The sequence below is a fragment of the Sphingobacterium alkalisoli genome (assembly GCF_005049105.1).
Lineage (GTDB): Bacteria > Bacteroidota > Bacteroidia > Sphingobacteriales > Sphingobacteriaceae > Sphingobacterium > Sphingobacterium alkalisoli.
Genome location: NZ_SUKA01000001.1, coordinates 358,705 through 371,628, shown reverse-complemented (window position 1 = coordinate 371,628; position 12,924 = coordinate 358,705). Strand labels below are relative to the sequence as shown.

Sequence of the window (12,924 nt, the reverse complement as noted above, 5' to 3'; positions counted from 1 at the left end):
ATTTTTATCCTGTGATATCCCTACAGCCCAAATCAGCAGGCATACATATCTCAAAAAAGCTGCCGTATTGGATCAAAAAAATAAATTAACGGTATATTCCCCAACGAAAGAGTCTATTCAGTTAGCAGTCCTTTTTTTAAGCTACATGAATCAAATCACGAAAAATAGGGCTATCCTATAATCAAATATATAGACCTTTACCATTCCAATCGTAACAATACTTATCCATTTATTATAGTATCTTACCCTCCCCGGCATCAATATACCGATTGCTATCTTTGTTCTTGGTTGATATTCCATCCGAAACTGGAAGGGTACAGAGATCGGCTTAAAGCTCTTTTTAACTATTTAAATAGTACATATAAAACGATCATGACCACAAATAAAATACCCCAAGCCCATTTTACCTTGGTTGACGGTTTTTCTAACGTTATCAACTGTTGATCTCGATTCGCTAGTTCGTACCTAGAGGGTTTCACAGCTAAGGAAATCAGTATACCGATACATATCAGTCCCATGAACAGATAGAAAGAGAGCATCAAATAATGCGGCCAAAAATTATATTGATCTTTTGGAAAGACCCATAGATAACAGATACCGACTCCAAGGCTGAGCACAGATCCAAACGTTAGTAAGGTATTGACCGCCGCTTTATTCGTCCGTTTCCACAATACAGCCAATAAGAATACGGCAGCCAATGGCGGAGCAATAAAACCTAAAATGGATTGGAATACATCAAAGAGATTAAGTCCCTTAATCTGATCAATGGCAATCGCCATCAAAAATGCTACGATACAGCCTACGATAATCGTATACCGGCCGATCTGGGTAATTTGCTTTCCCGCAGCATTCGGATTAATATGTTTTAAATAAATATCCATGGTGAAGACTGTACTCAGTGAATTGAGCGACGATCCGATCGTGCCGACCAGCACGGCAATCAACACCACAATGACCAGCCCATTCAATCCCGTTGGAAATAAATTAGTTACCATGGTCATATAAGCCAGCGCAGGGTCATCCAAATCTGGAAAAAGTATATAACAGATAATACCTGTAAGGATAAACAGGGGCAGCGATAATATCTTGAGCCAAGCGATAAAGTTCACCCCCAACTGTCCGTGCTCCAAGTTTCTTGCTCCCAGCACAGATTGCACCATCGCTTGGTCAGTACAGAAAAACGCTATCGCAGCAACTGGATAGCCCAAAGCAATCGCATACCACGGATAATCAGGATCATTTGCTGGTCGGATCAGTGACCAATAATTTCCGGGAGTTTGGTCAATCAAGGCTCCGATACCACCTATTTTGGACAGACCTAAAAAGGTCAACAGAGCCGACACTAGGATCAGTAAAATCATTTGAAAGATATTGATTTTCGCCACCGTGCGTAGGCCTCCAGTGTAGGCAAACAAACCTGCTAACGCCACTAACACAATAACACTTTGCCACATCGGAATACCCAAAATCTGCCGTACAAGAAAGCCTCCCGCAAACAGTCCGAGAGACAACCAAGAGATTAACATCTTTACCAATGAGTACCAGGCTAGAATAGTTTGGGTTTGTGACCCGTACCGATTGCCCATAAACTCCGGTAATGTCCGCACATTGGAAGCCAAATAACGTGGAGCGAATACGACAGCCAACAGAAATAGGAATACAAAAGCATACCAATCAAAATTTATGGCTACAATACCCGTCGTATAACCTACCGTGGCAAAAGCAAGCAACATCGACGGCCCCACATTTGTTGCCCACATATTGAATCCGATGCTGTACCAGCTTAACGATTTACTGGCCAAAAAATGTTCGGCGCCTTCTGCTTTCTTACGAGAAGAAAGCAGCCCAATAATCAACAGCGCTACCAGATAACTAACGACAATAATATAGTCGTAGATAGTTAGTTTATCGAGTATGGTATTCATATGTGTATAATTTGCTTTTTTAATTGTCATATGGCGTACTCATGTGAGCTTGCTTTTTGGGAAACATGAGTATTTCATCTCACAGTTGCAGGATCAACGCCAAAACGAGCAAGCAGATCTTTCGGACGTACTGGCTTTCCAGTCGTCAAAGACTCATCCATGGCCTGTAATAATGCAATAGTACCAATTCCTTCTTTCAGATCAGGAAAAGCCGCTGTCCCTGCTTGGATAGCCTGTCCAAAATATTCCAAATAATTCTGGTATTCGCCTGCATGATGACTTTTTCCTTCAAACCGGAAATAATGTTTTAGCTTATGCTCCCATGTCAACATCCGTTCTTCACCTGTACGGTCTGTAATTGCGTAACGCAAATCCATATAATCTGCCTGACTACACCCCTCCGTACCGCGTAAAATACAACTCATCTCGCTATCGCGTGTTACAGGTTGAATCGGCCCCGTATAGGCACCACTCACACGCGCAATCCTTCCATCCTCTGCTTTGAAAATAAAATGCATGGTATCCTGATTTTGCAAACCACCTTTTTTTCCGTTTGAACTCAGCATTCCGTATCCCATTACCTCTTCAATGTTGGGTAGATACCAGCGGATAAAATCGACCGGATGACTAAGCCCTCCATACAGCCATTTGAATGACGACTGTAAGGACCATGGCTTATCCAGGAACCAACGGTGATCGGCGTGGTAGTACCCCTCTACGGTAATCAGTTCGCCAACGAGACCTTCCTCAAAATCCTGACGTTGCTTTTTTAGCGGTTCAAAGAAACGAGAACTCTGCCCTACAAAAACACGTTTACCTTTCCTTTCTGCTAGGGTTAATAGCGCATTGGCATCCGCTAGATTATCGATAAACGGTTTTGTACAGATTACATGTTTATCGTGTTCCAGAGCCAGCTTAATATGCGCAGCGTGCAGGTGATCCGGTGTGTAGATAGCGACAGCATCAATATTTGGGTTATTGAGCATATCACTATAATTGTTTGTGTACGCATGAAAATCGAACTCCTTTGCCCGTTTACGACCCAATTCTTCATTGAGGTCACATACTTGTACCAGCTCAATCTGCTCGCTCTGTAATGCCGCAGACATTGTGCTTCTACCTTCTCCAAGTCCTAAAATACCTAATCTTAATTGATGTGTTGTTTGCATGTTATTGTTTATAAAAAATCCAGGTTTCATTATTGGTCCCTTCGATACCTTCCTGATAAGCACTCATGATTCTATTCCATTCGATTACACGCGGATTATCTTCTGTTGTCAACGCATCAATCTCAGTGAAGTCCTTTCCCTTCGGAAATGATATATAGAGCAGCAACTGCCTCCCGTGGCGGTACAAAAGCACCTCCTGAAAACCTGCCTTACAAAAGCCCGCCGCTACCTCCGGCCATTCTTCAAACTGATTTTTATGATATTGAAGGTATTCTTTTTGTTTCTTTTTATCTTCTACCAATTGTGCCGTCAAGATTACGAAATCGACATCTTTCGTTTCTTCTGGCGTACCGCAACGCTGTTGGTCAAAGGTATAAAACAGATCGTTGAACATGGTGATGGTTAGTTGGGGATAATTCGCCAGCATGGCACCCGTCATTTTTTTCGCATGCTCATCATCGGTCTTTAACAACATATAATCGCCCCACGTATAGATCTGTGGCTCCTCTAATCCCTGCCCGTTGGCAAACGCGGTAAATGCCTCTTTCGACAGCGACCGCTGGGGATCATGTACCTGCACAAAAACAGGCTTTGTAAACGGTACATATTGATTGAATGTATACCCTTTTTTTACGCTTTCTTTCCGGCTGAGCAGGTGGCGGAAGGGCTCTTCCAAACCGGCATTAAATGCGGCCTTATCTGCTTCGGGACCATTATTCTCCCATATAACACCCGGACCATTCGCATTTTTCAGAATTTTATTTTGGGGAAACCAATTATTGGACACATCCATATAAGCGGAACCCTCGTCGGTATACAGATAAAACCAATGGTCTGGAATATGCGCATAGGGCGATACATATATACTGTCTATTTCATTCTCCCTTATCTTGGTGCCCGGCTGTGCCGAAAGCGTATAGATACCTGCGACGTCATACATAAATTTACCATAACGGGTTATTCTATTCCGCATTACGGTATTGTTCTTCATGATATTTACCGTTGGTGTCCATCCCCAACCTAAACTGATGCCCGAATAGGCGACATCGCTGATATCATTGTGGGAGATATCGACACCTTGGACAAATCCCGCTCCTATGCCTACTGCACCCCAATCTTCGTTTGCCGTGTTATGGATTAAGTTATTGCGGACAACGACCTCCCGGGTTACCTCTCTTTCATCTTTGGGGTTGTATGGCAAATGTGCTTCGAATTGGTCATCGGAAAATTTACCCATAAGCACCGCGTTCCCACCAATGTCATAAAAGGTATTACCCACTAGACGATCCTGAAAATTACCGGCATAAAAATCGAAGCCCGTCGACGCTAGATAGCTGAATGTACAACGTTGAAATTGCACATAGCTTGTATTCTTGAGTACAACGGCACTTGCGGGACGTCCTACCCATGCTTGGTTTTCCAACTTGGCTTTATCTGGCGTTCCCGGTTTGTCCAATTTGTATGCTTCATGGAAGTACATGCCCGCCTGTAACGCAACATGGCCGTGTGTATTGGGTCTAAACCAAGCTGCGTGAGCGAAGGACAAACCCTCAATCTGGATATGAGAAACCGGATCCTCCAATGTACCCTCCAGCTGCAAGATCGTCTCCAGGTAAGGAAAAATTACCTGCGCCTTTCTCATATCTTCATCGTCGCGTTTGTAATAATATACTTTTCCATCGCGCTCATCCAAAAACCACTCACCGGGTTTATCCAAGAACTGCAAAGCATTAACGAAACGAAAAGCAGAATTCCCTGATTCTTTCGACAGCCAAGGCTTAGGCCATGGATGCTCGCTTTGAATTTTACTCTCCGGTTGATGAAAATATACTTCAATACTATCCTTATGCACCACGGCGTCTTTAACACGCAACTGTGCGATAGCCCACCACTGATGGATAAAGAATTCCATACCCTCGACGAATTTGAACCCCTCAAATACGTTAGGAAGAACAGCTGTTTGTTTATCAAAGTTCCAGTTTAAAATACGAGGAAGTTCCAAATCGCCGTGACTTTCTGCACGGATGGCTTTTTTGTCGTTCACCCATAGCTGACGGAAGTTGACGCGCTTCCCGCCTACTTTAGGTGCATCCGCTACGTAGATATGCCGAGCAACGGCGGATGGGATGTCCCGGTGTTTCCCCAACTTTGTCCAACCCGATATTTGTCTTCCGCCAGAGAGCACCGACTTATCGCCTGCTATTGCGCGTATCCGCGTGGGACTTTCCGGCGTACCGCTGTCTTCAGGACGAAGTCGAATCGTTTGTTCAGGAAAATAGGTTCCTCCCCTAATCCAAATATTGATTCCCTCGGAAATGCTAGGGTCATTCAATCGACGAAGCTCCCGGGCGTGGCGTAGGGCATCTTCCAGCGTTCCAAAAGGCCGATCTATGGAACCATCCCGTTTGAGCGTTGTACTAACGGGGCCTACATAGATTTCAGCGGCCCATAGAGATAAAGGCAGACCTAGACCACATAACATTAAAAAAACTAAGCAACGAATCATCTTCATATTAATATCCTGTATTCTGACCAAATTCTAGTGGGTTGGTAATTACATCCAGAAATTGCTGTGGAATAGGTCTGTTCACGTGAAATGATTGCATCGTCGTGATGTCCTTATTGTATGCCTGTACATAGCTATACAATTTGTCTGTACGTTTCAAGTCGAACCATCTGATATGCTCACCACACAACTCTCTGCCACGTTCCTCCAACAAGAAATCGATATCCAAATCACTTTCTGCTATCAACATATCAGTTTCCTTACCCGGTACGGCAGCTCGCTCACGTAGTACATTCACCATATCCCTCGCCAGTGTCCTGTTACCTCCGCTCATCAATGCTTCTGCTTCCGCCACAATGAGGTACATTTCCGCGAGCCGCATCACAATGACGTCCTTAGAACCAACTTGTGAGCCTGCCTCCGGTAAATCTGGATCATCATATTTCGTTAATGTCGGAAAATGCACGTTAAACCGGGCATTCGTGGTTACACGGTCACCGTCATACGTATCATCAATATCTACTAACGCATAAGGGAAATTTCTTTTATCTCCACTTACTTTTTTTTTGGTAAACAAAAGAGCTAGATCCCCCCGCTGCAACGTTGTTGTCCCCGCCATACTTGCCGGTTTTTCAAAAGCAGCTAAATCATCCGCTGTCCATGTATAGCTATCTATATTTAAATGATATTGCTCTCTAAACCAATCGCTGTATCGTCTATCCACTTCTTCGTCGTAAAGTTCTAACAGATGTCTTGTTGGCATAAAACACATACTCCCAGATTGTGAGTTACGGTCGGCACCATAATGCAGGTCACGCACCATACCGGCTTTTGCCGAGTATTTCGCTTTAAACCATATGTGAAGCCTATTTGGGTTGCCAGGTCTTGGATTGAGCGAGTTGATGGTAGAATGCGTAATAAAAAACATGGCCTCCTTGTTGTTTTTATTGTTTGCCGGACGAAATACTTCCTCCGGAGTATCATATAAGCTTACCTGCAACTCCGCTTGGTTGTTGATAACATATTGGGCCATGTCCGAGGCCATTTTGTAGTACTTATCTTTTTCTGATCCCGATGGCTCGTGCGCCACCCTGGTCAATGCAATACGTGCTTTTAATCCATAGGCTGCTTTTTTGGTGGCACGCCCTTGATCAGTTGCCGGAATTGGCGTGACGGGCAGATTCGCTATCGCAACATCCAAATCGCTCAGCATCAAATCATAAAAAGCAGAAATTGGCGATCTATTCGCGGTCAGAACTGCTGTTTTGGTTTCTTCGGTGCGCAAGTCGATATCACCAAATTGTTCGACCAGGTGCCAGTAGGCATAGGCCCTTAAAAAGGATAACTCCCCAATACGGGCGCTTTTTTCGTCTTCATCCGTAAACGGTACATCGACGATACGCTCTAAACCTGCATTACAATAATTGACAATTTCATATAACCTATTCCAGGTATTACGCATTTGTCCCGTTGTGGCAAACAACTCCTCGTATTTTGTCATCTGTCTACCATAGCCCGAATTGGCAATATTGATCCAAAGATCAGTTCCACCTTCTGTCAGCATCACGATATCTTCACGTCCGTAAAACTGTGAAGCGAAGTTCACGTAAGCCGAATTCACCAAGGCATTGATTCCGTTTTCAGTCGAAAAAACTATATCGGCTGTCGCTCCTCCGGGGTTATGTTCCTCTAAGCTACATCCTGTTAACGTACTTGCCAACCCTATTCCAATAATATATTTATATAAACTTTTCATGATAAATTCCTCCTTATAAATCTAAATTGACCCCAAACACAAACTGACGCAACAAGGGACTCTTTGCTGAACCGCCCCGCTCGGCGTCATAGTGCTGCACAAAATCGCTCTTTGCCCAAGAAAACAGATTATTTCCACTTACATAAAGCCGCACGTCATTCAATCCCGCCCGCTCGGTAAAGGATTTCGGCAAACGATAACCCACTGTCACCGTTTTCAATTTGATGTAGGATCCATCGACATAACTATACGACTGATACCCTAGATAGTTATAGAAGTTGGTTAAATTTGGACGTGGAAAGTCGTTTGACGGATTCTCTTCTGTCCAATAATCTAGATAAGCTGGTTGGTTTCCTTTTCCTTGCGGATCGTAAGAAGCGGTAAAATCATACTCCATCATTTGCCCCCAACGTGCGATTGCGTACACATTGAGATCGAAATTCTTGTAGGAAAAACTATTATTGAATCCTAACGTCCAGCGCGGTGATGTTGTTCCGATATAGGTTACGTCGTTGAGATCGTCGATAATATTGTCTCCGTTGAGATCTGCAAGCTTAATATCCCCCGGTTGGAAAGGTTGCGTCTTGGCTGCATCTTTAAAATAGGTCGCGGCTTCTTCCGCTTCATTTGCTTGCCAGATACCGAGGCGCTTAAACGTATAGAAAGACTGCAACGGCCTACCAATCAACAAACTTTCTGTCTCCCGGGTAGTGGCACCAATGATATCCCTACCATCAATCAGATCTAAAATTTCCTCCTTGTTAGCACCAAATGTAAAGTCACTATTCCACTTAAATGATTTGTCGATATTTCGAGTGTTCAGCACAACCTCAATACCACGATTTCGGGTGCTTCCGATATTTTGATAAATCTGGAAAGGCGTATTATTACCAGATCCCATAGAAGTAGGCAAGGTTCTGGGCAGCAAAATATCCGTTGTCTTCGTGTTATATAAGTCAACAACGAGGTTTATCCGATTAGCAAATAACCGGAGATCTGCGCCAAGATTCCAAGAAGCGGATCGTTCCCATCCCAAATCGCGATTTCCGATCAATGCGTTGTATGTATAATAGGTATATCCTTGATCTTGAAAAGCTGCGTTAGAAAAGGCCGTTAGTCCGGATTGCGTACCGTAAGGACTAATACCGGAATTACCCGTTTGTCCGTAACTCAAACGGACTTTGAAATCGTCTACTTTTGGCACGGTAAACCAAGTTTCGTCACTGACACGCCACGCAGCTGCTACTGATGGGAACATCGCCCATTTATTTCCGGCGGAAAGTCGGGAAGCCCCATCCCAACGATTGGATAAGGTTAATAAGTATTTACCTTGATATGAGTAGTTGGCACGAAAGGCATACGACATGGTTTGGTTTTGTGTATAGCCCGAACGGATCACATACGAGTCCTTTTCGTTGGCCCCTATGTTGTGCCACAACTGTTCAGCAACCAACTGACCAGTCCCTTCCATATAGGAAGAATTAAATTTTGATTGCGTCCAGGACGAAAGAGCCGTAAGCGTAAAATTATGCTTCTCTACATCAAACGTATAATTGATGATATTGTCCCAGGTAATAAATGACCTGTTTGTGTTCAGGATTGAAGCTTTGGAATCTGGAAAATCTCCAGCCCGGTCAATAGAATTTTCGCTTTCGAAATCGTTGTTTTTGTTGTAAAATAAGTTAACGCCTAAATTAGACCGGACAGAGAATCCATTAAACGGTTTGATCTCTGCGAATCCATTGGTAATAAGGTGCGTATTGGCTATTCGATGTTGTGCCGTATAGGGTGTAGCTTCATCGGCCAAGGGGCTCACTTTCCCTTCGCGCCCCAACGGCCATAAGATGACGTCTCCTTCGTCGTCGTAAGGCAATCCCAGTGGCACATTGGTTGCAGCACGCCACAGTACATTATCTGCCCGATTGCTACCGTCGTAGTGTGTTACTTGACTAGACGTTCCTACTTTTATAAAACTTCCGATATTCTGATCTACATTCAACCTCAGATTAAATTTGTCTAAAGCGTCATTCTTAAACGAACCCAACTCCCGATAATATCCACCAGATAATAAAGCTGTCGTGTTGTCCGTTCCACCACTGATAGATAACTGATGATTCTGTACAACGCCATTTTTAAAGACTTCGTCTTTCCAGCTGACCCACTGATTATTTTGCAGGGCAGCCCATTCCCCAACGGTAAATAATGTTTGGTCATCGGAAGGACTGGACCATTGTCCGGCCGTTTTAGCAGCTTCCCTACGCAGCTGCATATAGTCATCACCTGTTCGCATTTCGGGATATTGCGCCCAACCATTCACCCCGACATAGGTATTAAAATTAATCTTTGGAGCGCCCGTTTTTCCTCGTTTCGTCGTTACAATAATCACCCCGTTCGCACCCTGTGAACCATAAATAGCCGTTGACGAAGCATCTTTTAACACTTCGATTGACTCAATATCCTGCGGATGGATATCACTGATATTACCGCCCTGCATACCATCTATGATAACGAGTGGGTTATTGGCGATTGCATTTCCATATTCGTCTGTCGCAGTAGACAACGATCTTTTTCCTCGGATATTCATATTTACACCCGAGGTTGCGCTGCCCGAATTCCGGGTAATATCCAAACCCGGTACCTGCCCTTGAATGGCTTCTAACGGGTTATGTGCCGGAGAGCGGACAATATCTTCCGATTTAACGGAAGTTACCGAACCTGTCAAATCCCGTTTTCTTACCGTTCCGTATCCAATAACCACCACTTCATCCAACTGCCGATCGTCTGGTACCAAAGAAACTTTCAGCTTGTCATCGGCTTTCACTTCTAAGGTATGATCCAAATAACCTACTGCGGTAAACAGCAAGCTCCCCGTCGGCCCAACCAAACGAATCGAAAAGACACCATCCTGATCGGTTAGCGTGCTTACAGTAGAGTTTGATAACGATACGGTAACACCTTCTAATGGTTTACCGTTCTCGTCCAGTATCTGCCCTGTTACCTGATATTGCGGTTGTGCAGCCGAAAAGGCTGATGAGGTGGGCAGCAACGAGATGCCTAACAGCAACATGAGCACCATGGTGATTGGACAATTGCCCAGTCGCCATCTTTCTAGTTTAAGGTTTATAGTCTTCATTGGCATAAAATGTTTACAATTATTTTTTGGGTTAGCGATTTAAAAAAGTATTATTTTATCCGTATTTCTTTCTCCATGCTGTTTGCTTTGACGATTATTTTTGCCTCTTTTTCCAGATTATTTTTTTGGACTATTGCCACAGCCAATCCTTTATGTGTCTTTCTGGTTGGGCGACCTAGGCCCGCCAAATCAGCTTGATAACCATTATCCGTACCTACTATTGTGATATTATCTTGGGGAATAAACGATAATTCGACGTCTCTATCCGGCACAATGATTCCATTTTCATCGACTAGCGAAACCGTCAGAAAATGCATATCTGTTTTTCCATCTACAGCATAGCGGTCGTGTTCCACTTCTACGACCATGTCCACTGGTTTGCCGGCTGTCTTTTTGGTTGTCTCCTGTATAGCCTTACCATTTTGATATTTTACCACTTTCAGTTCTCCTGCTTCAAATGGGACTTTCCACGCTGCATGTAAAGTACTGTCCGTTTTGGTCGCTTTTCCTGAACTCTTTCCGTTCACATATAACTCCACCTCATCAGCGTTATTATAATAGCACCATACGTCGACAACATCGCCCACCGACCAGTTCCAGTGCGGCAACACGTGCAGTACCTCCTTTTCTGTCCATTCAGACTGATACATATAGTATACATCCTTTGGAAAACCTGCTAAATCTACGATGCCGTAGTAAGAACTTCTGGCCGGAAATGGATAAGGAACAGGTTCCCCCAGATAGTCAAATCCAGTCCATACAAAGATTCCACCTAGAAAATCTCGCTTCTTAACTTCTAGCCATGCACGTTCGTGACTTGTCCCCCAATAAGCTGCAACGTTATCATAAGCAGAAACGGTAAAATCAGCATTTCCATTTGTTACGTGTTTTTCTTTTCCAGAAGCAGGCCACAGCTGAATGGTATCGTGTACACTGTCGTAAACGCCGCGTGTTTGTAGAGCCGAGGTGGTCTCCGCTGCGATCAACGGAAATCCATTAAACTCCACACGAAGTTTATCGTAGTCGAAATACTTGTAATTAAAGCCCAGAACATCCAATGCTTTGGCTTGTGCGATAAAGTTTTTGTCGTAGTTGGTTTCGGTAAGTGCTGCAGTAACCGGTCGTGTAGGATCGAGCTCCTTTACGACTGCGGCCATCCCCCGTGTTAACGCAATACCTGTACTATCAAATTGTTCGCGGATCTCGTTGCCGATACTCCACATGAATACGGAAGGATGATTCCGGTCACGTTTGATGAATTCTCTCAAGTCGGGAATGTGGTGCTCATTAAAGTCAAGATGGTAATCAAACTTGTTCTTGCGCTTTGCCCACATATCGTAGGCCTCGTTGTACACTAAAAAACCCATTTCGTCACAGAGATCCAATAGTTCCGTAGCGGGTGGATTATGTGCTGTACGAATCGCATTGACCCCCATTTCTTTCATAATGACGAGTTGTCTCTTTGCTGCCGACTTGTTAAATGCGGCTCCCAAAAGACCTAAATCATGATGCAGACATACCCCTAATAATTTGTACGACTTTCCATTTAAAAAGAAACCTTTGGCGGTGTCAAACGAAAAAGTACGGAACCCGACTTTGTATTCCAATTCATCAATTTGTTTTCCTTGACGATCGTGCATGGCAATCGTTAGGGTATAGAGATTTGGCTCTTCGGGGCTCCATAGCTTTGGTTGAGGCACCGACAATGTCTCGTCGAAAGCGGTCCTTATCGAAGAAACTTCCTTTTTTGCTACGACCTGCTTGGTCGCATTTTTTAAGCTGAAGATCACGGTAACAGGAGTTTCCCGTTGACTCAATACACTTTGGATACGCAGGGCAGCAGCTGACGTCGTTACCTGCGGTGTCGTAATAAACGTTTCTTTCTTTTCTAGATGAAGCGGATGGCTTATTTCCAGTTTCACATCCCTGTAGATACCTGAACCTGTGTACCAGCGAGAATTGGGCTGCTGACTATTGTCTACGCGCACCGCCAGTACGTTTTTATTGGTACCAAACTGTAGATAGTCTGTCAGATCGTGATCAAAGGATATATACCCATTTACCGTCTTACCCAAATAACTTCCATTAATCCACATCTCAGCATTACGGTATACGCCGCCAAAGTGTATTTTAACCGTCTTACCTTTCTCTTTTACCGGAATTTGAAAAGACTTTCTATACCAAGCAATACCGCCTGGCAAGGCACCGCCAGCATTTCCTGCCGGATAATCACCAAAATCAAACCCTATACTCCAGTCGTGTGGTAAGGTAACAGGTTTCCATGCCTGCTCGTCCAAATCTGCATGTCTAAACCTTAGATCGTCATCCAGTACAAAGCGCCACTCTGTATTGAAATTAATAAGTTCCCTAGCTTGTCCAAACGTCCATTGATAGGATGTTAAAAAAACTATAAATACTACTATTTTACGAATCAT

Annotated in this window: 6 protein-coding genes; all 6 read right to left on the bottom strand. The window is 43.9% G+C overall.

The window, feature by feature from the left end; genetic code table 11:
* Positions 1-344: 344 nt before the first annotated feature.
* The gene (locus FAZ19_RS01395; protein ID WP_136818813.1) at positions 345-1,925 is read right to left on the bottom strand and encodes a sodium:solute symporter family transporter; all 1,581 of its coding nucleotides are present in this window, start codon (positions 1,923-1,925) and stop codon (positions 345-347) included.
* A 74-nt stretch (positions 1,926-1,999) separates the two neighbouring features.
* Complete coding sequence (locus tag FAZ19_RS01390; RefSeq protein WP_136818812.1) at positions 2,000-3,094, bottom strand: Gfo/Idh/MocA family protein; 1,095 nt, start codon at positions 3,092-3,094, stop codon at positions 2,000-2,002.
* Between the two features lies 1 nt (position 3,095).
* Entirely contained in the window at positions 3,096-5,606 is a 2,511-nt protein-coding gene (locus FAZ19_RS01385; protein ID WP_136818811.1) for an L-rhamnose mutarotase, read from the bottom strand.
* A gap of 1 nt (position 5,607) precedes the next feature.
* A complete protein-coding gene (locus FAZ19_RS01380) occupies positions 5,608-7,356 on the bottom strand; it encodes a RagB/SusD family nutrient uptake outer membrane protein (RefSeq protein WP_136818810.1) in 1,749 nt (582 codons plus the stop codon).
* A 13-nt stretch (positions 7,357-7,369) separates the two neighbouring features.
* Positions 7,370-10,489: a SusC/RagA family TonB-linked outer membrane protein gene (locus FAZ19_RS01375; RefSeq protein WP_211245410.1), complete on the bottom strand. Its 3,120-nt coding sequence runs from the start codon at positions 10,487-10,489 to the stop codon at positions 7,370-7,372.
* Between the two features lie 50 nt (positions 10,490-10,539).
* Complete coding sequence (locus FAZ19_RS01370; RefSeq protein ID WP_211245409.1) at positions 10,540-12,924, bottom strand: glycoside hydrolase family 2 TIM barrel-domain containing protein; 2,385 nt, start codon at positions 12,922-12,924, stop codon at positions 10,540-10,542.

What these genes read in the sequence shown, in the direction of transcription:
- FAZ19_RS01390 (WP_136818812.1), bottom strand. Translation starts at nt 3,094, where the DNA reads ATGCAAACAACACATCAATTAAGATTAGGTATTTTAGGACTTGGAGAA.
- FAZ19_RS01395 (WP_136818813.1), bottom strand. Translation starts at nt 1,925, where the DNA reads ATGAATACCATACTCGATAAACTAACTATCTACGACTATATTATTGTC.
- FAZ19_RS01370 (WP_211245409.1), bottom strand. Translation starts at nt 12,924, where the DNA reads ATGATTCGTAAAATAGTAGTATTTATAGTTTTTTTAACATCCTATCAA.
- FAZ19_RS01385 (WP_136818811.1), bottom strand. Translation starts at nt 5,606, where the DNA reads ATGAAGATGATTCGTTGCTTAGTTTTTTTAATGTTATGTGGTCTAGGT.
- FAZ19_RS01375 (WP_211245410.1), bottom strand. Translation starts at nt 10,489, where the DNA reads ATGAAGACTATAAACCTTAAACTAGAAAGATGGCGACTGGGCAATTGT.
- FAZ19_RS01380 (WP_136818810.1), bottom strand. Translation starts at nt 7,356, where the DNA reads ATGAAAAGTTTATATAAATATATTATTGGAATAGGGTTGGCAAGTACG.